This window comes from Massilia sp. ST3 (assembly GCF_018119405.1).
GTDB lineage: Bacteria > Pseudomonadota > Gammaproteobacteria > Burkholderiales > Burkholderiaceae_D > Telluria.
Map to the genome: position 1 here is coordinate 68952 of NZ_JAGPWC010000003.1, position 21864 is coordinate 90815.

Genomic DNA, 21864 nt, shown 5'->3' on the forward strand with positions numbered 1-21864 from the left:
GGTGGTGTGTGCTCAACCGGAAGAATATACACCCGCGCCGCAAATGGAAATACGTGGATCGTCACCCGGTACCAAGGTGAGGGGAGGGCGGCGCGCCGCCGCTCCCCCGGGGTGAGCTCCTTATTGCTTGACGAACTTGAGCGTCATGCGGTCGCTCTCGCCGATCGCCAGGTACTTCTCGCGGTCCTTGTCCTTGTTGGCCAGCACCGGGGGCAGGGTCCACACGCCTTTTTCATGATCGGCGGTGTCCTTCGGATTGGCGTTGACCTCGGACTTGCCGGCCAGCTTGAAGCCCGCGCCCTCGACCGTCTTGATGACCCAGGCTTCGTGCATGTAGCCGCTCGAGGCCTTGGCGTCCTGCTGCATGGAGGCGGGCAGGCGGTGTTCTTCCACGCCCAGCACGCCGCCCGGCTTGAGCACCTTGTGGATTTCCTTCAGGGTGTTCTTGAAGGCCTCGTCGCCGTTGCCGACCCAGTTGTGCAGGTTGCGGAAGGTGAGCACCATGTCGGCGCTGTTCGGCGGCGCGATCTGGTAGGTGGACGGCGGCGCGAACACGGCCGGCACGGCCTTGCCGTAGACCGCCGGAGCGCCGTCGAACTTCTGCTTGAGCGCCATCGCGCCGCGGTTCTCCGGCACCATGGCGCCGCCGGCCACGATCAGCTTGCCCTTGTCGCGCAGGTAGGGGGCGAGGATCTCGGTGTACCAGCCGCCGCCGGGCGACAGTTCCACCACCGTCATGTTCGGCTTGATGCCGAAGAAGCTGAGGGTCTCGTAGGGGTGGCGGTACACGTCGCGCGCCTTGTTGGCGGCGCTGCGGTGTTCGCCGGCGATGGCGGCCTTCAGGGCGTCGTCCGCCTGCGCGGCGCCGGCCAGTCCGGTGGCCAGCATGGCGGCCAGGATCAGTCGTTTCATCGGTGCGTCTCCATGGTGATTGTCGTCGGCAGGGCGGGACGCCGCTGCCGCCGCGCTGATGATCGGGCAGTGTGGCTGGGCAGTCAAGCGTGTCGTACATACATATGTCCGATTGTCCGGGCCTGTCCGGACCGGACAGCCGGACAGCGCGCGGACACGTGGACGGACGCGGTTGGACGACGTTGAATCAGCCACTTGCGGCGCTCCGGCCGGTGGCATAAAGATTGCCTAACCAAAAACTTTAGTCTAAGGTTGAGAAGTTTGCCGTCCTCCCCATCCGGAGACGACGAAGTTCCCAGAAGCGCTGTACATACAAGAGCGGCGCCGTGCTGTGCAGGCGGAACCGCTGCCCGAGAGGATACCCAGGAGACCCTATGGAACGTCGTACTTTTCTCAATTTCAGCAGCATGGCGCTCGGTTCGATGCTGGTCCCGTTCGGCCGTGCGATCGCCGCGGAAGAACTGCTCAGCACGATGCCCGTCGCCGCCAAGAAGGCGCTCGCCGACGTCGCCCTGAACGCCGCCACCAAGGCCGGCGCCAGCTACTGCGACGTGCGCATCGGCCGCTACCTGAACCAGTTCATCGTCACCCGCGACCTGAACGTCGAGAACGTGGCCAACACCGAGTCGGCCGGCGTCGGCGTGCGCGTGATCTGCAACGGCGCCTACGGCTTCGCCGCCACCTCGGACATGTCGAACGACGGCATCGCCAACGCGGCGCGCCAGGCAGTGGCGATCGCCAAGGCCAACGCCAAGCTGCAGTCCGAACCGGTGCGCCTTGCACCGGTCAAGGGCGTGGGCGACGTGTCCTGGGCCACCCCGATCAAGAAGGACTGGCGCGCGGTGCCGATCAAGGAGAAGGCCGACCTGCTCATCGCCGCCAACAAGGCCGGCATGGACAACGGCGCCAACTTCATGCAGTCGATGCTGTTCCAGGTGAACCAGCAGAAGTTCTTCGCCTCGACCGACGGTTCCTACATCGACCAGGACGTGCACCGCCTGTGGGCGCCGTTCCAGGCCACCGCCGTCGACAAGGCGAGCGGCAAGTTCCGCTCGCGCTCGGGCCTGAGCGCACCGGTCGGCAAGGGCTATGAGTACCTGGACGCGCGTCCGGAGCACAAGATCAAGGCCGCCGGCGGCGTCGCCACCCTGTACACCGAAAGCTACGACATCATCGAGGACGCCAAGGCCGCGGGTCGCGACGCCAAGCGCAAGCTGACCGCCAAGTCGGTCGTGCCGGGCAAGTACGACCTGATGCTGTCGCCGGAACACCTGTGGCTGACCATCCACGAGAACGTCGGCCACCCGACGGAACTCGACCGCGTGCTGGGCTACGAGGCGAACTACGCCGGCACCAGCTTCGCCACCCTCGACAAATGGCAGACCAAGAGCTTCAAGTACGGCGCGCCGATCGTCAACCTGTACGCCGACAAGACCAGGCCGGGTTCGCTGGGCTGCGTCGGCTATGACGACGAGGGCGTCAAGACCAAGCAGTGGGACATCATCAAGGACGGCATCCTGGTCAACTACCAGGCCACCCGCGACCAGGCCCACATCATCGGCGAAGCCGAATCGCACGGCTGCTCCTATGCCGACAGCTGGAACTCGGTGCAGTTCCAGCGCATGCCGAACGTCTCGCTGGCCGCCGGCAAGAAGAAGCTCACCCCGGACGAGATGGTCAAGGGCATCAAGAAGGGCATCTACATCGTCGGCGACGGCTCGTTCTCGATCGACCAGCAGCGTTACAACTTCCAGTTCGGCGGCCAGCTGTTCTACGAGATCAAGGACGGCAAGATCGGCCAGATGCTGGAAGACGTGGCCTACCAGGCCAACACCCAGGAATTCTGGAGCGCCTGCAGCGCGATTTGCGACGAGCGCGACTGGCGCATGGGCGGTTCCTTCTTCGACGGCAAGGGCCAGCCGCCGCAGATCTCGATCGTCTCGCATGGTTCCGCGACCACGCGCTTCAACGGCATCAACGTGATCAACACCGCTCGCAAGATCGGCTAAGGACGGGACCCCATGAGCATCTTGACCCAGGAACAAACCAAGCGCATCACCGACCGCGTGCTGTCGCTGTCCAAGGCCGACGAGTGCATCGTCAACATCGAGGGCAGCCGCATCGGCAACATCCGCTTCGCGCGCAACGCCGTCTCGACCGCGGGCCTGGCCGACGACACCCGCGTGCAGGTGCAGGTCGCCTTCGGCAACAAGCAGGGCACGGCCACCGTCAACGAGTTCGACGACAAGTCGCTCGAGCGCGCCGTGCGCCGCGCCGAGGACCTGGCGCGCCTGGCGCCGGCGAATCCGGAATTCATGCCCGCCATCGCCAAGACCGGCTACAAGAACTCCGAGACCTTCGTCCCTGCTACCGCCGCCATCGATCCGGAATACCGCGCCCAGGCTGCCGCCTACGCGATGGAAGCCTGCCGCAAGAAGGGCCTGGTCTCGGCCGGCTTCTTCACCGACCGCTCGTCCTTCGAGACGGTCGCCAACTCCAACGGCGTGTTCGGCCATCAGGTCGCCACCTCGCTCGACTTCACCTGCACCGTGCGCACCGAAGACGGCCGCGGCTCGGGCTGGGTGAAGCGCTCGGCGCGCGACGTCGCCAAATTCGACCCGCGCGAAGCGGCCGAAGTGGCGATCGAGAAGGCGCTACGCTCGGTCGAGGCCAAGGCGCTGGAACCGGGCCGCTACACCGTGATCATGGAACCGGCCGCCACCAGCGACCTGGTCGGCTTCATGCTGAACGGCTTCAGCGCCCGCAGCGCCGACGAGGGCCGCAGCTTCCTGTCCAAGCAGGGCGGCGCCAACCGACTGGGCGACAAGCTGTTCGACCAGCAGGTCAACATCTGGTCCGACCCCTGGGACAAGGACGTGCCGGTGCTCCCCTGGGACAACAACATGCTGCCGCGCGAGCGCGTGCAGCTGGTGAAGGACGGCCGCATCAACGCGCTCGACTACTCGCAGTTCTGGGCCAAAAAGAAGGGCCAGCGCGCCATCGGCAGCGCCGGCAACATCATCATGGCCGGCACCGACAAGTCGACCGCGGAGCTGATCGCCAACACCAAGAAGGGCATCCTGGTCACCCGCACCTGGTACATCCGCATGGTGGACCCGCAGTCGGTGCTGCTGACCGGCCTGACCCGCGACGGCACCTTCTACGTGGAGAACGGCAAGATCAAGCACCCGGTGAAGAACTTCCGCTTCAACGAGAGCCCGGTGACGATGCTGAACAACATTGAGGAAATCGGCAAGCCGGTGGTGATCGGCGGGGATGAGGCGAATTATTCGATGCTGATTCCGTCGATGAAGATTCGGGACTTCAACTTCACGTCCTTGTCGGACGCTGTTTAAGCACCAAAGCACGTAACAGTTAGCCCGCACCCTTTGCCCGTCGTCCCCGCGCAGGCGGGGACCCAAGTTCGTAGCGCAGTGGTAGGCGTAAAACTTGGATCCCCGCCTGCGCGGGGACGACGGGCATAAGCTGGCGGCAGGGCGAACGCTAACGGAAAACAAACATGGAACGTCGTACCTTCCTCAAAGTCGGCGCCGGCACCGCGGGCGCCATGATCATCCCCGTCTTCGGCAACGCCATCGCCGCCGACGAGCTCCTGAACCCGATGGCAGCAAGCGCGAAAAAGGCCCTGGCCGACGTCGCCCTGAACGCCGCCACCAAGGCCGGCGCGTCGTATTGCGACGTGCGCATCGGCCGCTACCTGAACCAGTTCATCATCACGCGCGACCTGAACGTCGAGAACATCAGCAACACAGAGTCGAGCGGCGTCGGCGTGCGCGTGGTCGCCAACGGCGCCTACGGCTTTGCCTCGACCAACAACATGACCCCGGACGGCGTGGCGGACGCCGCGCGCCAGGCGGTCGCCATCGCCAAGGCCAATGCCAAGCTCCAAGCCGAGCCGGTGCGCCTGGCGCCGGTCAAGGGCGTGGGCGAAGTAGCCTGGGCTACGCCGGTCAAGAAAGACTGGCGCAGCGTGCCGGTCAAGGAAAAGGCAGAAATGCTGATCGCCGCCAACAAGGCCGGCATGGAGGCGGGCGCCAGCTTCATGACTGCCTCGCTGTTCCAGATCAACCAGCAGAAATACTTCGCCTCGACCGACGGCTCCTATATCGACCAGGACATCCACCGCCTGTGGGCCCCGATCAACGCCACCGCGGTCGACAAGGCCAGCGGCAAGTTCCGCTCGCGCGCCGGCCTGGGCGCGCCGGTGTCGATGGGCTACGAGTACTTCGACGCCCGCCCCGAGCACAAGGTGCAGGCTGCCGGCGGCGTGACGACCCTGTACACCGGTTCCTACGACATCGTCGAAGACGCGCGCCTGGCCGGCAAGCAGGCGCGCCAGAAGCTCGGCGCCAAGTCGATCGAGCCGGGCAAGTACGACCTGGTGCTGTCGCCGGAACACCTGTTCCTGACCATCCACGAGAACGTCGGCCACCCGACGGAACTGGACCGCGTGCTCGGCTACGAAGCCAACTACGCCGGCACCAGCTTCGCCACGCTCGACAAGTGGCAGACCAAGAAATTCAAGTATGGCCACGAGCGCGTCAACTTCGTCGCCGACAAGACCACTCCGGGCTCGCTCGGCTACGTGGCCTACGACGACGAAGGCGTCAAGACCAAGAAGTGGGACATCATCCGCAACGGCGTGCTGGTGAACTACCAGGCCACACGCGACCAGGCCCACATCATCGGCGAGAAGGAATCGCACGGCTGCTCCTACGCGGACAGCTGGAGCACGATCCAGTTCCAGCGCATGCCCAACGTGTCGCTGGAGCCGGGCAAGGCGCGCCTGACCCCGGACGAGATGATCAAGGACGTCAAGAAGGGCGTTTACATCCTCGGCCGCGGTTCCTACTCGATCGACCAGCAGCGCTACAACTTCCAGTTCGGCGGCACCCTGTTCTACGAGATCAAGAACGGCAAGATCGCCGGCCCGCTGGAAGACGTGGCCTACCAGTCGAACACCCAGGAGTTCTGGAACGCCTGCAGCGCCATCTGCGACGAACGCGACTGGCGCATGGGCGGCTCGTTCTTCGACGGCAAAGGCCAGCCGAGCCAGGTCAGCGCCGTGTCGCACGGCTCGAGCACCACGCGCTTCAACGGCATCAATGTGATTAACACCGCACGCAAGATCGGATGAGGAGACACGGATGAAATCCCTGAACCAGGAACAAGCAAAACGCATCGCCGACCGCGTGATCGGTCTTTCGAAAGCCGACGAATGCAATGTGTCGATCGAAGGCAACCGCACAGGCAACATCCGCTTCGCGCGCAACAGCGTGTCGACCGCGGGCCTGACCGAGGACATGCAGCTGCAAGTGCGGGTCGCCTTCGGCAAGCGCGTCGGCACCGCGGTCATCAATGAATTCGACGACAAGTCGCTGGAAAAGGCCGTGCGCCGCGCCGAGGAACTGGCGCGCCTGGCGCCGGAAAATCCGGAATTCGTGCCCGCCGTCGGCAAGCAGGAATACCGCGGCACCCAGACCTTCGTCCCGGCCACCGCCGCGATCGACCCGGACTACCGCGCCGAAGTCGCCGCCGCCAGCATCGGCCAGGCGCGCGCCAAGAAACTGGTGACCGCGGGCTTCTTCACCGACTCGACCCGTTTCGCCTGCATCGCCAACTCCAAGGGGGTGTTCGGTTTCCAGGAGTTCACCGACCTGTCCTTCACCTGCACCGCGCGCACCGAGGACGGCCGCGGCTCGGGCTGGGTGACCCGTTCGGCGGTCGATGCGCGCCGCTTCAGCGCCGCCGAGGCGGCCGAAGTGGCGATCGAGAAGGCGCTGCGTTCGGTGGACGCCAAGGCGCTGGAGCCGGGCCGCTATACCGTGATCCTGGAACCGGCGGCCACCTCTGAAATCCTGGGCAATATGTTCAATTCCTTCGATGCCCGCTCGGCCGACGAAGGCCGCAGCTTCCTGGCCAAGAAGGGCGGCGGCAATCGCCTGGGCGACAAGCTGTTCGACCAGCAGGTGAACATCTGGGCCGACCCGTGGAACCCGGACGTGCCGGTGGCCCCGTGGGACAACGAGACCATGCTGGCGCGCAAGCGCACGGACCTGATCAAGGATGGCCGCATCGCTTCGCTCGAGTATTCGCCGTTCTGGGCGCAGAAGACCGGCAAGATCGCCACTGCCAGCCACGGCAACATGATCATGGCCGGCGGCACCAAGTCGCTCGAAGAGCTGATCGAAGGCACCAAGAAGGGCATCGTGGTCACCCGCACCTGGTACATCCGCATGGTCGACCCGCAGTCGCTCTTGATTACGGGCCTGACCCGGGACGGCACCTTCTACGTCGAGAACGGCAAGATCAAGCACCCGGTGAAGAACTTCCGCTTCAACGAAAGCCCTGTCACCATCCTCAACAACATCGAGGAACTGGGCAAGCCGCAGATCATCGGGGGCGACGAAGTGCCGTTCCAGATGGTGCTGCCGCCGATGAAGGTGCGCGACTTCAACTTCACCTCGCTGTCCGACGCCGTCTAGACAAATGGCTTCGTACGATTTCTACTTCACGCGCCTGATGTATGAATCGGGCGACTGGGACGTGGATATCCGCATGCCCAGCAACGTGCTGAACTCACTCGTCGAGTACACCACCTTGCGGGTGGATCCGGTCGAGCGCATGGTGGCGCTCGCCGATCCGAAAATGCTGCAGGCGCCGTTCTGCTACCTGGCCGGCCACAAGCTGGTCCAGTTCACCCCGGCGGAACGGCGCAATTTCGAGCGCTACGTGCGCGGCGGCGGCTTCGTCTTCGTCGACGACTGCAACCACGACATCGACGGGCTGTTCGCCAAGTCCTTCGAGGCCGAGATGGTCAAGATCTTCGGCGCCAGCGCGCTCAAGAAGATCCCGAATACGCACCGGCTGTATTCGTGCTTCTTCAAGTTCGATGGTCCGCCGACCACGGGCGGCGAACTGAATGGCTGGGGTGACGACCTGGTGCACGAGTACCTGAAGGCCATCGAGTTCGGCGGCCGCATCCGGGTGCTGTACTCGAACAAGGACTACGGCTGCGAATGGGATTACGACTTCCGGAATAAACGTTTCCTGGCGGTCGACAATACCCGGTTTGCGGTGAATATCATTCAATATGCGTTGGGAGCATGAGCAGTGTCTGAACGTGATGCGGTAGCGTGGAGTGAACAGGAGATCGCCAGCCTGACGGCGAAAGTGGGGGCGCTGAAGGCAAGCATGGCGCGCGTGATCATCGGCCAGGAAGACGTGGTCGACCTGCTGGTCACCTGCCTGCTGGCCGGCGGCCACGCGCTGGTGGAAGGCGTGCCGGGCCTGGGCAAGACCCTGCTGGTGAAGTCGCTGGCCCAGGCCACCGACATGCAGTTCCGCCGCGTGCAGTTCACGCCGGACCTGATGCCCTCGGATATCGTCGGCACCGAGATCCTGGAAGAAGACACCAGCACGCGCCAGCGGGTGTTCCGCTTCCAGCAGGGCCCGGTGTTCACCCAGGTGCTGCTGGCCGACGAGATCAACCGCGCCCCGCCCAAGACCCAGTCGGCGCTGCTCGAAGCGATGCAGGAGCGCGCCGTCACTTTCGCCGGCCAGACCCACAAGCTGCCGCGTCCCTTCTTCGTGCTGGCGACCCAGAACCCGATCGAACAGGCCGGCACCTATCCGCTGCCGGAAGCCCAGCTCGACCGCTTCCTGCTGCGCATCGACGTGGTCTACCCGACCGAGGACGAAGAGGTGCTGATGGTTTCGCGCACCACTCACGCGGGGCTGGACGACGCCGAGCCGGCGATGGACGTGAATACCTTGCTGCGCCTGCAGCAGCTGGTGCGCGACATCGAGATCGGCGACCATTTGCTGCGCTACGCCACCCGCCTGGTGCGCGCCACGCGCCCCAGCGAAACCACGGTGGCGGCGGTCAGGCAGCACATCGGCTGGGGCGCCGGTCCGCGCGCCGGCCAGGCGCTGGTGCTGGCCTCCAAGGCGCGCGCCCTGATGCAGGGCCGACTGGCGGTCACGCGCGACGACATCCAGGCCATGCTGCTGCCGGTGCTGGCGCACCGCGTGCTGCGCAACTTCGAAGCCGAGGCCGACGGCGTCGCCATCGCCGACATCCTCCAGTCCCTGCGCAACGAGATCAAGGTCGACTGAGTTGTCGCTGGCGAAGACCGCGCTGATCGCGCACACCCAGAACCTCGACCTCGTGATCCGGCACGTGCTGGCCGGGCTCGGGCACGGCATCCATGCCGGGCGCGAGCGCGGGGCGGGCGTCGAGTTCTCGGAATACCGGGCCTATGCGCCCGGGGACGAGTGGCGCCGGGTCGACTGGAAGCTGCTGGCGCGCGCCGACCGCTACTTCGTGCGCGAGGCAGAGCGCGACAGCCACGTGGCGGTCTGGCTGGTGCTGGACGCCTCGGCCTCGATGGCGGAGCCCAGCCGCAGCGTGGAGCAACTCGACAAGCTGCACTATGCGCGCATGCTGCTCGGCTGCGTGGCCGCCATCGCCCAGCGCCAGGGCGACGCCTTCGGCCTGGTGGTGCTGGGCGAGGGACGGGTGCAGTTCACTCCGGCCTCGCGCGGGCCGCGCCAGCTCCAGCGCGTGCTGGCCCAGCTGCAGCGCGCCGAACCCAAGGGCGAGCTGCCCGACGCCGACACCCTGCGCGCCAGCCTGCACTTCGTACGCGCGCCGAGCGCGATCTTCGCCGCCAGCGACCTGCTCGACTGGCCGTCGCCGCTGTCGCAAGCCTTGACCCGGCTGCGCCAGATGCGCCACGACGTGCGCGTGCTGTGCCTGCAGACCCAGGCCGAGATCGACGCCAGCTTTTCAAGCGCGCTGGCCTACCGCGACCCGGAACAAAGGGCTGGCGTATTCCGCTTCGGCGCCGACCTGAAGGAAGCGTATCGCCGCAACCGCGAGGAACACTTCGCGGCGGTCACGGCCGCATGCCGCAAGAATGACATTCCCCTGACTGTCGCCGCCATCGAAGGCGCGCCGGCCGAGGTGCTGCGGCGCTGGCTGCGCCGTCCGGGAGGCCGTCCATGAACAGCTTCTGGTGGCTGGGCCTGGCGATCCTGGCGCTGCCGGTCTGGTGGCACCGCAAGAAGCGCGAGCAGCACAAGGCGGAACCGTTGGCGACGGCGCGTTTCCTGCCGCGCGCCGAGCCGCGCCAGACCCGCGTGTGGCGCTTCAGCGATCCCTTGCTGCTGCTGGTGCGCTGCCTGCTGCTGGCCACGCTCGTGGCCTGGCTGGCCGATCCGGTTTTCCCTTGGCGCGGCGACACCGTGATCGTGGCCGACGGAACGGACCCGGCCTGGACCGAGCGCCAGGCCACGCAGGCCGGGCTGGCCAAGGCCGAGCGCATCGTCATGCCCGCGAACCAGGCGGTCGCCTGGCTGCGCACCCACGAGCGCGAATGGAAGCCCGGGGCGCGCCTGCTGGTACTGGGGGATATTCCCATGCCGGCCACCTTGCCGGTATTCGGCCGCACGGTCGAGCTGCGCACCCAGGCCAGAGCGTCGGCGAAGAGCGAGCGCCACGTCTACATCGAGAGCGATCGCCCGCAGGAATGGCGCCGCCTGTTCGCCGCGCTCGACGGCCCGGAACGCGTGGTCGTCGACGCCGCGCCAGGCGCCAGGACCGAATTGATCGTCTGGGACCGGACCGGGGCCCCGCCGTTGACCTTGCGCGCGCCGCTGTGGTGGGTGCTCGACCCGGCGGCCTTCCCCGAAATGAGCAAGGCCCGCGAGGCGGACGGCGTACTGCATGCGGACAGCGTGCGCGGCCGCCTGTGGCTGTCGAAGTCCTGGCCGCCGCGCGACCCCGAGGCGGCGCGCGCCCTGGTCGAACACTGGCAGCAGGTGCACGTGGGCCCGCGTCCCTATACTGCGCCGTCGCGCGTGTTCGCCGCGTCGAAGGATGCGCGCGCGCCGGAGCCGAGCGGCGCCCTGCGCGACATGCTGCTGGCCGCCCTGGTGGCCCTGTTTGTACTGGAAAGGTTGCTCACGCATGCAAGAAAGCGCTGAGATCGTCCGGCGCGTCTGGCGCGCCGCCCAGCTGCGCCGCCTGCCCCTGTGGGTAGGTGGGGCCTTGCCCTGGCTGGCCCTGCCGTCCGGTCCCGGCCTGCTCGCCTGGGGCGGCTGGTGCGCCTGGGACTGGGCCAAGCTGCGCCGCCGCGTCAACCACGAGTGGAGCGGCTGGCTGGACGGCGCCGTGCCCGAGATGGAAGACAGTTCGGCGCTGCTGGCCCATGCCGACAGTCCGGTCGCGCGCCTGCAGCGCCAGCGCTTGCTGGATCGCCTGGACGCCAGCGTCACCAAGGCCCAGCTGCGCGGCATCGCCAAGGGCCGGATTGCCGCCGGCGTGCCGATTTTCCTGACCAGCGCCGCGCTGGCCGGCATGCTGTGGTTTGCGGGCCAGGGCAAGCCGCAGGCCGGCGGCCTGGCGCCGCAACCGCTTGCCGCGGCAGTGGCCGCGCCGCTGTCGCCCCTTACCGTGCGCCTGGCGCCGCCGGCCTATACCGGCGTGGCGGCGTCCGAATCGGCGCCGCGCGACCTGCAGGCGCCCGAGCAGACCAAGGTTTCCTGGTGCCTGAAGGACGGCGCGGCGAACACCGACAACATCGAGCTGGGCAATGGCGAGCTGCTCAAGCCCGGCAAGGAGTGCGTCAGCTGGACCGCGACGGAATCCGTGCTGTGGCGCTGGCGCGGCAAGCGCTATACCCTGCGCGTGCTTCCCGACCAGCCGCCCGAGATCACGATCACCGCGCCCGGCCAGATGGTGGTCGAGCTGCCCGAGAACGCGGGTACGGCGCCGATGGGCGTCAGGATCCGCGACGACTACGCGATCAAGCGCGCCACCCTGCACATGACCCTGGCGCGCGGCAGCGGCGAGAACGTGCGCTTCACCGACCGCGAGATGCCCCTGCCGGCCTCGAACGACCCGAAGCAGCGCAACTGGTCGAAACAGTGGTCGCTGGCGGACCTGGGCATGGAGCCGGGCGACGAACTGTATTTCTTCGTCCGCGCGACCGATAACGCCACCCGCCCCCATACGGTGCAGTCGCCGACTTATACCCTGCGCCTGCCAGCGCCACCCGGCGAGGCCGAAGAGGAAAGCGCGGCGATGCCGATGCTGGTCAAGCCGCAGAGCCTGCGCAGCCAGCGCCAGATCATCATCGATACCGAGCAGCTGGTGGCCGACATGCGGGCAACCAGGATGAGCGAGGAAGCGGTGCGCGACCGCAGCCAGAAGATCGCGGGCGACCAGGGCATGCTGCGCCGCCGTTATGGCCAGTTCCTGGGCGAGGAATCCTCGCTGTTCGCCGACGACGAGGGCGGCGAGGAGCATGGCGACCACGGTGGCGAAGAAAAACAGGACATCCTGCACCAGTTCGGCCACGCCCACGACGAGTCCGAGAACGCCACCCTGTACGACGAGGAAACGAAGAAAGTGCTGCGCCGCGCCCTGTCCGCGATGTGGGATGCGGAAAAGGCCTTGCGCGCGATCGCGCCCAAGACGGCTTTGCCGCCCGAGCACAAGGCGCTCGAGGCGATCAAGGAACTGCAGCAGGCCGAGCGCGTCTACCTGCACAAGACCGCTTTCACGCCGCCGCCGATCAAGGAAGAAAAGCGCATGAGCGGCGACATGGATGGCACGGCCAGCTACCGCCGCGAGCAGGCGGGGCCGGACCAGCCGGTGCCGGACGAGGTCCGCACCCTGGTGCAGGCGCTGTCGAGCGACGGCCCGCTGCCGGCCTTGTGGACCCGGACCGCCCACGACTGGGTGCGCAACAAGCTGGCTGAAGACGAACAGCGCCTCTCGGCCCAGCGCGCGATCCAGGACGTGGCGGACGGCTGCGCGAGCTGCCGCCCTGTGCTGCGCGCCTGGCTGCGGGCCGGCGCAGGCCAGGGCCAGGTGCTGCTGCAAGCCCGCCCGGCGGTGGAAACGCCGTTCGTGCGCGGCTGGCGCGAAGGAGCCAAGCCATGAACACCACGATCCTGATCGCGGCGCTCGCCGTTGCCGGCGTGGCGAGCGCAGGCCTCTATCTGGCGCGCCGCAAGTGGCTGGACGCGCTGCTGGTCGCCATTGCGGCCGGCGCGCTTGGCCTGTTCGCCGCGGATCTGCGCGTGCCGGGCGAAGGCGGACGCACCCTGGCGCTTGATCCGAAGGCCGTGCCGTCCTCGCTGGACGGCATCCGCGCGCTCACGCTCAAGGGCGATGGCCTGCGCGCCGCCCAGTGGAACGACCTGCCGGCGCGGCCGCTGGCCTGGGACATGCCGCGCACTGGCGGGCTGCAGCTGGACTTCCCGTGCGACGTGGCGCTGGGCCGCCTGTTCGTCCTGAAGGTGCAACGCGAGGACCGGGGCGAAGCGCGCCTGGAACTGCTGGCCGAAAATGGCCAGGTGCTGGCCCAGGCCAAGGGCCCCGGCGAGCTGGCCGCCACCTGGCTGCCGCCGGTGGCCGAGCCGGTGGTCTTGAAGGCGCGCCTGCTGGACGCCAGGGACAAGCTGATCGCCGAGGGGCCGGTGCCCTTCATCGTGCACGAGCCGGCCATCCTGCAGGTGCAGGGCCGCTTCGGCGCGCCTTCCTTCGACCTGCGGGTGCTGAACGAACTCTTGAGCGGCAGCGGCGCGCTGCTGGACTGGCAGGTGATGCTGAGCCGTGCCCTTACGCGCACCGAGACCGCGCGCGAAGCCATGACGGCGCCCAACCTGACGGTGATCGACGCCGCCTGGTTCGAACGCGCCGGCGCCGGCGAGCGTTCCGCTTTGCTGGCCAAGGTGGGGCAGGGCACGTCCCTGCTGGTCCTGGGCGGGAATGCGAACGACGCGGGCCTGTGGTCGCGCAGCCTGCAGCTGCCCTTGCAGGCGCAGCCAGCGGGCCGCAAGATCGAGGCGCCGCTGGAGTTGCCGGTCGCGCCGCTGGTTCCCGCCTCGCGGACGGCGGGGCCGTGGACGGGCTCGGAGGACATGGTCTGGACGCGCGGCTGGCAGAAGGGCCGCATCGCCTGGCTGGGCGTGACCGAATGGCACCGCCACGCCATCAGCGAGCCGCGCGCGCTGGCGCTGTGGTGGCAGGGCGTGCTGGACCGCCTGGACATCGAACAGAAGCAGCGGACCGAATGGCTGGCCCCTGCCGAGATGCCGCTGCCCGGCCAGCGCCTCGAAGTCTGCGCGCGCGGAGTCAGCGGCGAGGCGCGCTTCCCCGGACTGAAACAGACACTGGCCTGGCAACGCCGGGCGGACCGCGCCGACGCCTCCTGCGTCGCCGTGTGGCCGGAAAAGACCGGCTGGCTGCGGGTGGAGGACAAGAAGGCCGGCGTCCACGCCGTCTACGTGTATGCGCCGGGCGACTGGCCGCAATGGCAGGCGGCGCAGCGGCGCGATGCGACGGCCCGCTATGCCGCACGTACGCCCGCGGCGACCGGCGAGGGACCAACGCGCGCGCTGCCCGCCTGGCCCTTCGCCCTGGTCTTCGCGCTGGCCATGCTGGCGCTATGGTGGCGCGAACGCAGGTAAGGAAAACCCATGGCAACCGACAAGCATTTCGTTGATTACGTGATCGAGCAGGCCGGCCTGGGCAGCCGGCTGGGCTGCAAGAAGCTGTTCGGCGAGTTCGCGCTCTACCTGGACGGGAAGGTGGTGGCCTTCGCCTGCGATAACAGTCTGTTCATCAAGCCGTCACGGGCGGTCGATACTTTGGCGCCGCAGCTGCCGAAGGGGCCGCCCTATCCGGGGGCGAAGGACTATCCGATCGCCGACGAGCTGCTCGACGATCCGGAGGCCTTGCGGCGCCTGATCCTGGAAACGGCGGCGCTGATGCCGCCGCCGAAAGCGAAAAAGCCGCCCAAGGGCAAGGCCCGCAAACCGGCCAGCGAGGAATGAGCGCCCTTTAGTGCTGCCCCGCCAGGACAGGCCGCGCCGACTGGGCATCGGCCCTCAGGGCGAACCAGGTCCAGAGCGCGCCGCCCAGGTCCACCAGTCCGAACAGGATGAGCATGGGGCTGGCCATGCCGCTCAGTGCGAAGACGGTAAAGGCCACGAAGACGAGGGAGCGCGTATACACCGAGGCCTCGAGGAAGGGCTTGTTCTCGTGCTTGCCCGCGACCCAGGAATAGACGCCCAGCACGCAAGCCATCACGCCGATGACGCGGATCCAGACCTCGGTGGTAGGCGCAATCCCGAACAGCCCGAGCAGGAAGTTCGGCGCGAGGATCAGCACCGGACCGATGAGGAACAAATAGGCTGCGAAGGCTTTCGCGCTGAAGGCGGACTTGGACATGGTTTTCTTTCCTGGGAAGAGATGGCCGCTCGACTGTAGCACCATCCGACGCGAAAATATCGACCTGCCGCCGCCGCACGGGCGTTTCATGCGCCGCGCATCATGCGCACCTTCAAATCACACGCGCCACCCAGGCGATCAGCATGGCCGAGGGCACCAGCAAGGCCTGTGCGAGCAGGGTGCCGGCCAGCCGGCTGCCAACCAGCCAGACGATGGCCTTCCTGAACTGCGCCTCGCTGACCTTGCCCTCGACCACGTCGTCGGTCATGCCGGACATGTGGGGGTCGATGAAGATCGCCATCAGGATGGTGGCGCCGCCGTTGATGATCGACGACAGGGTGCTCGAGGTGACCCGCACCGACGGGTCGAGCACCCCCGCATAGAGCGACGCGAAGACGCCGACAGTCCACAGCGCCGTCGCCGCGACGTTCAGCAGGGTGATCCGGACCGACACCCCATGCCCTGCGCCCATGCCGCTCATGTTTTTCGCAGCGGGCAGGCTGGCCGCGTCCTTCACGTAGGACAGGCCGCCCTTGAAGAAGCCATGCAGGATCAGCTTGGGAACCGAGCGGTGGACCTGGAAATGCAGGACCGCGCGCGCGAACACGCGCTGGAAGGTCGGAATCAGGAAGGCGCCCGCGACCGTGGCCAGGCTCGCCGCCACGAGCAGCCAGCGGAAGTCATCCAGGAGCGACACCTGCGCCACGCTATCGAGGCTGGTCTCCACGCGCTTGGCCAGGAAGGGCCCTAGGAAGGAGTTCGAGGTCCGCGATACCAGCACCAGGATGCTGAAGAGCGCGAACGAGACGGCTATCCTGCGCGTGCGCACTCCGGCGATGCGGACTGAATAGGCGAGGGTGCCGATCAGGTGGATGACGAAGGTGAGGAAGCAGATCAGGAGAAGTTGTTTATCCACGTGCCAGTCGCAGGCTGCACACCGAAACGGATGTGTCGGTCGAGGATTGCCATATTAGCATTGCCAGGCTGTCTAACCGCGGCAACACGTATTGCTGAGTTGTATCGCGTGGCCGGGGCCATCCCCGCTCGGCTATGATGGCGCCCGCCCGGCAGCAGCACCGCACTTTTGCCTCACGAAAGCCGGGGAAGCACGTTGAAACAAGGTTGATAGCGCATGGTAGGGAAGGTAGTTGGCGGAATGCCCGGGCAGTACCGGGCCGGCGAAAAGCAGTTTGTCCTGATTAATCTGTTGAAGGCGGTCGCGGCGCAGCTGATCGTCCTGCACCACCTGGCCTTCTACGGCCCGATGGCCGACCATGCCCGGCCCCTGATGCCCGCGCTGGTCGACTGGCTCGAAGGCGACGCGCGCATCGCCGTGCAGGTCTTCCTCGTCATCGGCGGCTTCCTGGCCGCGAAATCGCTGTCGCCCCAGGGACTTCCCGGATCCGCGCATCCGCTGCAGGCCATCTGGCGGCGCTACCTCAAGCTGGCGCCGCCCTTCGTCGCCGCCACCCTGCTGGCGGCCGCCGCATCGGCCTGGGCGGCGGCGTGGATGAGTCACGATTCGATCTCGGCCCCGCCGACCTTGAAGCAACTTTGGGCCCACGTGCTGCTGCTGCACAGCGTGCTGGGCGCCGAGTCGCTGTCGGCCGGCGCATGGTACGTGGCGATCGACTTCCAGCTGTATGCGCTCCTGGCCATGCTGGCCTGGTTGTCCGGCCGCCTGGCGGGCCGCCAGGCCTGGCTGATGCCGGTGCTGGTCGCGGCGGGCGTGGGCGCCTCGCTACTGTATTTCAACCTGGATGCGGACTGGGATGTGTGGGCGCCGTACTTCTTCGGCAGCTATGGACTGGGCGTGCTCGCCTGGTGGGCGAGCGACCCGGCGCGCCGGCCCGGGAGCGCCACGCTGCTGCTGGCCGTGATGCTGTCGACGGCGCTGCCGGCGCTGGTGCTGGACTTCCGCAGCCGGATCGCCCTGGCCCTGGCCGTCGCCTGCGTGCTGTTCCTGTTCGGCCGCGGCAGGCCCGCCGCCCATGCCGGCGCAGGGCTGGCCTGGGTGAATTACGCGGGCAAGATCTCCTTCGCCGTCTTCCTGGTGCACTTCCCTGTCTGCCTGGTCGTCAACGCGGCTTTCGCGCGCTTCGTGCCGGAGCAGCCGCATGCGCAAGCCCTTGGCGTGCTGGTGGCCTGGGCCGCCAGCCTTGCGGCCGGCGCCGCCTTCCAGCGCTGGGTGGAAGCACCGCTGGGCCGCGTGCTGGCGCAGCCATTCGGCGCGGGCCCGGCCCTGGCCGTCAAGGCGTAAGAAGCCAAAAAAACGCCGGCGCAAGGCCGGCGTCGAGATGCGCTTGGCGTGGACGGCGAAACCGCCCACGCCTCCATCGGGCTTAGAAGTTGTAGTCCGCCTTCACGTAGAACGAACGGCCGTTGATGCCGAACGGGCAGGTTTCCCAGCAGTGGGTGAAGCCCAGCTGCGGGAACGGCGCCGCCTTGACCGGATCCCACTTGGTCGGGTAGGTGTCGAACAGGTTGTTCACGCCGGCGGTCAGGCTCAGGTTCTTGTTGAACGCATAGCGGCCGGTCAGGTCGACGATCCACTTCGCTTCCCAGGTCTGGATGAAGCCCGGGGTGAAGCCCTGGCCTTCCACTTCGCCGAAGTAGTTGGCGCGCGCCGTCACGTTCCACGGACCGGTGGTCCAGTCGGCGGCCACCACGTGGTGCTGGCGTGGCTGGCCTTTCTCGATCAGGGTCACCTGGGTGTCGTCGAACAGCTGGGAACCGGTCAGGACCGGCGACTGCGAACGGCGGTTGTCGACTTCGGTCTTGTTGAAGCCGAGCTGGCCGGACAGCACCAGGGTCGAGCCCTGGCCCTTGATGGTCTGCTGGGCCACCAGGTCGAAACCGGTGGTGGTGGTGTCGATAGCGTTGGTGAAGAACTGGGCCTGGCCCACGCGCAGCGGATCCAGGATCGCCTTGATCGGGCAGGCCGCGGCGGTCGCGCAGGCACCCGACTCAGGCGAAATGGTGCTCGAGAAGACGATGCGGTCGTCGATCTTGATGCGGTACACGTCGGCGGTCACCGACAGGCCCTGGGCCGGACGCAGGATCGCGCCGAAGCTCACGCTCTTCGAGGTTTCTTCCTTCAGCGGCTCGATGCCGAAGGCGCGGGTGACGGCGCTGTTCTCGCGCGCGGTCAGGGTCTCGGTCAGCACGCCGGCGGCGTTCAGGTTGGTCGAGACCGAGCTGTAGAACTTCTGCTGCACGCCCGGCGCACGGAAGCCGGTCGACAGGCTGCCGCGCAGGCCGAGGGTGCGGCTCGGATCCCAGCGCGCGCTCAGCTTGCCGGTGGTGGTGCTGCCGAAGTCAGAGTAGCGCTCGTGGCGGACGGCGGCGCCGGCCGAGAAGGTATCGCCCCACTTGCGTTCCAGGTCCAGGTAGAGCGCGGTATTGTGGCGGCCGTCGTCCACGGCGGTGCCCGGGGTGTAGCCCGGGAAGCCCTGGATGCCGGATGCCGCGATGCCGCCGTTCTGGTTGCGGATGACGATCGCCGGGTTGTTGGTGCGGCCGTACTGGTAGGAGACCGGGTCGCCCGCTTCGATCTCGTAGTTATCCTGGCGCCATTCGAAGCCGGTGCCCACGTACAGCGGGCCGCCCATGAAGTCCACCGAACCCTTGAAGTCGAGGTTGAAGGTGGTCTGGTCGAACTTCAGGGTGCCGGTGTCGGCTTCCAGCGGCGAGGAGCCGTTCTCGTAGTAGTAGCTGACGTTGATCGAGTTGCGCTCGTGGAACTGGAGCTGGCTGCGGCCGTGGGTCAGGCTGATGTCGGCGCTCCAGTCGCCCGACAGGTCGTGGCGGTAGCCGGCCGAGATCGAGGCGTCCTTGACGGTGGTGATGATGTTCGGCAGGAAGCCGTTCGGGTAGATCGCCGGGACGTTGCGGTCGTCGCCCGCCGAGCGGAAGAAGCCCGAGGAGTCGCCCTTGCGCTTGGAGGCGCCGCCGAACACGTAGAACTCGCCGCCGGCGGTCGGCAGGGCGGAGTTGGCCCACAGGTAGTAGTCCTTGGCGTCCGAATCGCCGATGCGCTGGGTCACGCGCGGCGGATCCACGCGCAGGGTGTCGACGCCGGCGCGGTTGGTTTCTTCGCGGTCGCGGCCTTCGACCGACAGGTTGAAGTAGCCGCCTTCCCCGAAGTTGATGCCCTTGTGCGCGCTCAGCGAGACGGTGTCGCCGTCGCCCTCGTCGGTGGTGCCGGCGCTGGCGCTGATGTTGCCCTGGGCGCCCTTCTTCAGGATGATGTTGATCACGCCCGAGATCGCGTCCGAGCCGTACTGCGCGGCCGCGCCGTCGCGCAGCACTTCGATCGACTGGATCGCCGACAGCGGGATCGCGTTGATGTCGGTGCCGGCCGAGCCGCGGCCGATGGTCTGCTGCACGTTCACCAGCGCCTGCTGGTGGCGGCGCTTGCCGTTGACGAGCACCAGCAGCTGGTCCGGCCCCAGGCCGCGCAGGGTGGCCGGGCGGATGATGTCGGTGCCGTCGCTGATGAAGGTGGAGGTGAAGTTGAACGAAGGGTCGAGGTCTTGCAGGATCTTGCCGAGTTCCAGCGAGCCCGCGGATTGCAGGTCCTTGGAGCCGATCAGGCCGACCGGCACCGCCGTGTCGAGTGCGGTCTTGGCCTGGGTACGCGAACCCAGGACCACGACCTGGGCTACGCCTTCGTCCGCTTGTTGAGCGGCTACAGGTGCCAGAGCCGCCATGAGGGCGGTCGCCAACAGGGCGCGTTGTGGCAGTTTCTTCTTCGTCATCCTCAATCCTTTTTGCGTTGTGTTGTTGTCTCGTCCAAATTACTAAGACGCAATTTAATATTAACAATGAGTTATAGAGAAGAAAGCTTTTCTCATGCAAAGTGGTAAGTACAAATGTCTCTTCCTTGCATAGATGTAGCGCAAAAGCCACGTATTTCATGTGTTAGCGCCCAACTATGAAGCCTGGGTAGAAAAAGCACGCCGAAAGTGCTGCAAAGCGGGATCACCCCTTGGCCATCTGCTTGTTACGTTCGCTAACAAGATTCTCAATGGTGCGCGAAAAGAACGATATACGATGAACAACAAGCCGGTACCGAAATCGGGGGGTATCCGGCCAGGCGGGGCATGCTCCGCCGACCTGGATTCGCCGTCCGGCCAGCATGGGGACGGCAGCGTGCAGTACCTGTTTTTGCAGCCACATCATGACCCAGCGAAGAACCGACGAGCGGACCGCGCTCGCCACCGAATATGCGTTGTTTCTGGCCGAGACACGCGGCATCGGCGCGGGCATGGTGTATCTCGACAGCTGCAACGTCTCCCGGGACATCCTCCTGCGCGCCATGCAGGGGCCCGGAGCGCGTCGCAGCAGGGAGCGGCGCCAACACCGAAGAAACGACTAGCCCATGAACATCACTCAGCTCTGCAAACGATATGGTCTCGAGCATTACGGCAGCCTGGAAGACGCCTGGGATGCGTTCGGGCCGTCCGGCATCGTGCTGATGCAGTTGTGGCATGCGCCCAACCAGCGCCTGCGCGAGCATCCGCTGCCTGGCGCCCACTTGCGGGTACTGTGTTTCGAGCGCGCCCAGCACGAGCGCTCCGGCGCGGACGCCTACCAGGGCCGGGTCTGGAGCCTGGCCGCGGTCGAGAACGGGGCCAAGGCGTATGCGGCGATGTCGGTGCCGCCGTCGCGCCAGCGCGGCGCGGGCGCCTGGGCCAAGTATGCGAACCTGGAGCGCGTGTTCCCGGTGCTGGCGCTGGAGCGCGAGCCGGACGGCGACGTGTTCGCCGTGCTCGGCTTGCCGGTGCCCGCCTCGGAACTGGGCGCGCCCTCGCTGTCGCGCCGAGGAAGGCCGTCGCTGGCCGCCGTCGCCGGCGCCACGGCGGGAGCGGCCCGGCGCGCGGTCAGCCCTGGTGGTCGCGCATCCACTCCTTCAGCCCATTGACCCAGTTCTTGGCCGGCAGGTTCAGGCGCCGCTTGATCTCGGCGGCGCGCTCGTAGAGCACGGAAAAGTCCAGCTCGGGCGCGTTCTTGAAGGCCAGCACCACGATGTTCGCATCGTGCACCTCGGGCAGCCAGACCACCGCGTCGAACACGGCTTCCATCGCCAGCAAATTCTTGTCGTAGTTGCTGAACTCGCCGAACACATTGGTGGTCATGATGCCGCCCTCCTTCAGGCAGTCGTGGCAGGCCTGGTAGAACTCGGGCGTGTCCAGCACCGGGCCGCGCGCCTCCTCGTCGTACAGGTCGACCTGCAGCACGTCCACCGTGCCGTGGTTGGCCTGGTCGAGCACGAAGTCGAGGGCGTTCATCTCGCGCACCTTCAGGCGCGCGTCGTCCTCCGGCAGGCCGAACAAGGCGCGGCAGATCGCGATCACATTGGGATTGAGCTCCACCGCCGTGACCCGCGCCGCGGGAAAGCGCTGATAGCAGAACTTGGTCAGGGCCGCGCTGCCCAGGCCCAGCTGCACGATGTGGCGCGGCGCGTCCTGGAACAGGGTCCACATCATCATCATCTGCACGTATTCGAGCTCGATCGCATTGGGCTTGGACAGGCGCATCGCGCCCTGGACCCAGGAGGTGCCGAGGTGGAGGAAGCGCACGCCCTCGAATTCGTCGATGGTGGCGGGAGGGTGGCCGGGCTGGGCGAAGCGGGGATCGATGCTGCGGGGGGACTTGGGTGGCATGGCCGAAAGCTTACC

At 67.0% G+C, this 21864-nt stretch carries 19 protein-coding genes; 14 read left to right on the plus strand and 5 right to left on the minus strand.

The features are described from left to right. Positions 1–120 precede the first annotated feature (120 nt). Positions 121–912: a class I SAM-dependent methyltransferase gene (locus KBW98_RS01715; protein WP_211518356.1), complete on the minus strand. Its 792-nt coding sequence runs from the start codon at positions 910–912 to the stop codon at positions 121–123. A gap of 374 nt (positions 913–1286) precedes the next feature. Between KBW98_RS01715 and KBW98_RS01720 the strand changes: the two genes are divergently transcribed. The 11 genes from KBW98_RS01720 (at position 1287) to KBW98_RS01770 (ending at position 14784) form a co-directional block, all read left to right on the plus strand. Next, on the plus strand, positions 1287–2921 hold the full coding sequence (locus KBW98_RS01720; RefSeq protein WP_211518357.1) for a TldD/PmbA family protein: 1635 nt from the start codon (positions 1287–1289) through the stop codon (positions 2919–2921). Positions 2922–2933: 12 nt separating this feature from the next. Continuing rightward, positions 2934–4268: a TldD/PmbA family protein gene (locus KBW98_RS01725; protein ID WP_211518358.1), complete on the plus strand. Its 1335-nt coding sequence runs from the start codon at positions 2934–2936 to the stop codon at positions 4266–4268. Positions 4269–4432: 164 nt separating this feature from the next. Further along, positions 4433–6070 carry a TldD/PmbA family protein gene (locus KBW98_RS01730; RefSeq protein ID WP_211518359.1) on the plus strand — a complete coding sequence of 546 codons (1638 nt, stop codon included), beginning with the start codon at positions 4433–4435 and terminating at the stop codon, positions 6068–6070. Between the two features lie 10 nt (positions 6071–6080). Beyond that, positions 6081–7418: a TldD/PmbA family protein gene (locus KBW98_RS01735; protein WP_211518360.1), complete on the plus strand. Its 1338-nt coding sequence runs from the start codon at positions 6081–6083 to the stop codon at positions 7416–7418. Positions 7419–7422: 4 nt separating this feature from the next. Continuing rightward, positions 7423–8043 carry a DUF4159 domain-containing protein gene (locus KBW98_RS01740; protein WP_211518361.1) on the plus strand — a complete coding sequence of 207 codons (621 nt, stop codon included), beginning with the start codon at positions 7423–7425 and terminating at the stop codon, positions 8041–8043. A gap of 3 nt (positions 8044–8046) precedes the next feature. Further along, positions 8047–9051, plus strand: coding sequence for a MoxR family ATPase (locus KBW98_RS01745; RefSeq protein WP_211518362.1), 1005 nt, complete (start codon positions 8047–8049; stop codon positions 9049–9051). Between the two features lies 1 nt (position 9052). Further along, positions 9053–9943, plus strand: coding sequence for a DUF58 domain-containing protein (locus KBW98_RS01750; RefSeq protein WP_211518363.1), 891 nt, complete (start codon positions 9053–9055; stop codon positions 9941–9943). After that, positions 9940–10923, plus strand: a complete 984-nt coding sequence (locus KBW98_RS01755; RefSeq protein ID WP_211518364.1) for a BatA domain-containing protein — start codon at positions 9940–9942, stop codon at positions 10921–10923. The genes KBW98_RS01750 and KBW98_RS01755 overlap by 4 nt, the downstream gene beginning before the upstream one ends. Next, a complete protein-coding gene (locus KBW98_RS01760) occupies positions 10907–12886 on the plus strand; it encodes a DUF4175 family protein (RefSeq protein WP_211518365.1) in 1980 nt (659 codons plus the stop codon). The genes KBW98_RS01755 and KBW98_RS01760 overlap by 17 nt, the downstream gene beginning before the upstream one ends. After that, entirely contained in the window at positions 12883–14418 is a 1536-nt protein-coding gene (locus KBW98_RS01765; RefSeq protein WP_211518366.1) for a hypothetical protein, read from the plus strand. Before KBW98_RS01760 ends, KBW98_RS01765 begins: the two co-directional genes overlap by 4 nt. Before the next feature lie 9 nt (positions 14419–14427). Next, positions 14428–14784: a TfoX/Sxy family protein gene (locus tag KBW98_RS01770; RefSeq protein ID WP_211518367.1), complete on the plus strand. Its 357-nt coding sequence runs from the start codon at positions 14428–14430 to the stop codon at positions 14782–14784. Between the two features lie 7 nt (positions 14785–14791). On the opposite strand, the gene KBW98_RS01775 is transcribed toward KBW98_RS01770, so the two are convergent. Both KBW98_RS01775 and KBW98_RS01780 read right to left on the minus strand, forming a co-directional pair. After that, complete coding sequence (locus tag KBW98_RS01775) at positions 14792–15181, minus strand: hypothetical protein (protein ID WP_211518368.1); 390 nt, start codon at positions 15179–15181, stop codon at positions 14792–14794. Between the two features lie 112 nt (positions 15182–15293). Further along, positions 15294–16097 (minus strand): lipid II flippase Amj family protein, encoded by an 804-nt coding sequence (locus KBW98_RS01780; protein ID WP_211518369.1) that lies wholly within the window; start codon positions 16095–16097, stop codon positions 15294–15296. 240 nt (positions 16098–16337) lie between these two features. Here KBW98_RS01780 and KBW98_RS01785 point away from each other — a divergent pair, with 240 nt between their 5' ends. After that, positions 16338–17441: an acyltransferase gene (locus KBW98_RS01785; RefSeq protein ID WP_211518370.1), complete on the plus strand. Its 1104-nt coding sequence runs from the start codon at positions 16338–16340 to the stop codon at positions 17439–17441. An 82-nt stretch (positions 17442–17523) separates the two neighbouring features. Here the strand turns inward: KBW98_RS01785 and KBW98_RS01790 are convergent, their stop codons facing one another. After that, entirely contained in the window at positions 17524–19941 is a 2418-nt protein-coding gene (locus tag KBW98_RS01790; RefSeq protein ID WP_211518371.1) for a TonB-dependent siderophore receptor, read from the minus strand. A 422-nt stretch (positions 19942–20363) separates the two neighbouring features. Here KBW98_RS01790 and KBW98_RS01795 point away from each other — a divergent pair, with 422 nt between their 5' ends. Both KBW98_RS01795 and KBW98_RS01800 read left to right on the plus strand, forming a co-directional pair. Then, positions 20364–20561, plus strand: coding sequence for a hypothetical protein (locus tag KBW98_RS01795; RefSeq protein ID WP_211518372.1), 198 nt, complete (start codon positions 20364–20366; stop codon positions 20559–20561). 3 nt (positions 20562–20564) lie between these two features. Then, complete coding sequence (locus tag KBW98_RS01800) at positions 20565–21107, plus strand: hypothetical protein (RefSeq protein WP_211518373.1); 543 nt, start codon at positions 20565–20567, stop codon at positions 21105–21107. Here the strand turns inward: KBW98_RS01800 and KBW98_RS01805 are convergent. Continuing rightward, positions 21067–21849: a spermidine synthase gene (locus tag KBW98_RS01805; protein WP_211518374.1), complete on the minus strand. Its 783-nt coding sequence runs from the start codon at positions 21847–21849 to the stop codon at positions 21067–21069. The two genes, KBW98_RS01800 and KBW98_RS01805, sit on opposite strands and share 41 nt — an antisense overlap. Between the last annotated feature and the right edge of the window lie 15 nt (positions 21850–21864).

Excerpts from the sequence above, each read along its gene's own strand:
- KBW98_RS01715 (WP_211518356.1), bottom strand. The coding sequence starts at position 912 with ATGAAACGACTGATCCTGGCCGCCATGCTGGCCACCGGACTGGCCGGC.
- KBW98_RS01720 (WP_211518357.1), top strand. The coding sequence starts at position 1,287 with ATGGAACGTCGTACTTTTCTCAATTTCAGCAGCATGGCGCTCGGTTCG.
- KBW98_RS01725 (WP_211518358.1), top strand. The coding sequence starts at position 2,934 with ATGAGCATCTTGACCCAGGAACAAACCAAGCGCATCACCGACCGCGTG.
- KBW98_RS01730 (WP_211518359.1), top strand. The coding sequence starts at position 4,433 with ATGGAACGTCGTACCTTCCTCAAAGTCGGCGCCGGCACCGCGGGCGCC.
- KBW98_RS01735 (WP_211518360.1), top strand. The coding sequence starts at position 6,081 with ATGAAATCCCTGAACCAGGAACAAGCAAAACGCATCGCCGACCGCGTG.
- KBW98_RS01740 (WP_211518361.1), top strand. The coding sequence starts at position 7,423 with ATGGCTTCGTACGATTTCTACTTCACGCGCCTGATGTATGAATCGGGC.
- KBW98_RS01755 (WP_211518364.1), top strand. The coding sequence starts at position 9,940 with ATGAACAGCTTCTGGTGGCTGGGCCTGGCGATCCTGGCGCTGCCGGTC.
- KBW98_RS01760 (WP_211518365.1), top strand. The coding sequence starts at position 10,907 with ATGCAAGAAAGCGCTGAGATCGTCCGGCGCGTCTGGCGCGCCGCCCAG.
- KBW98_RS01765 (WP_211518366.1), top strand. The coding sequence starts at position 12,883 with ATGAACACCACGATCCTGATCGCGGCGCTCGCCGTTGCCGGCGTGGCG.
- KBW98_RS01770 (WP_211518367.1), top strand. The coding sequence starts at position 14,428 with ATGGCAACCGACAAGCATTTCGTTGATTACGTGATCGAGCAGGCCGGC.
- KBW98_RS01775 (WP_211518368.1), bottom strand. The coding sequence starts at position 15,181 with ATGTCCAAGTCCGCCTTCAGCGCGAAAGCCTTCGCAGCCTATTTGTTC.
- KBW98_RS01785 (WP_211518370.1), top strand. The coding sequence starts at position 16,338 with ATGCCCGGGCAGTACCGGGCCGGCGAAAAGCAGTTTGTCCTGATTAAT.
- KBW98_RS01790 (WP_211518371.1), bottom strand. The coding sequence starts at position 19,941 with ATGACGAAGAAGAAACTGCCACAACGCGCCCTGTTGGCGACCGCCCTC.
- KBW98_RS01795 (WP_211518372.1), top strand. The coding sequence starts at position 20,364 with ATGACCCAGCGAAGAACCGACGAGCGGACCGCGCTCGCCACCGAATAT.
- KBW98_RS01800 (WP_211518373.1), top strand. The coding sequence starts at position 20,565 with ATGAACATCACTCAGCTCTGCAAACGATATGGTCTCGAGCATTACGGC.
- KBW98_RS01805 (WP_211518374.1), bottom strand. The coding sequence starts at position 21,849 with ATGCCACCCAAGTCCCCCCGCAGCATCGATCCCCGCTTCGCCCAGCCC.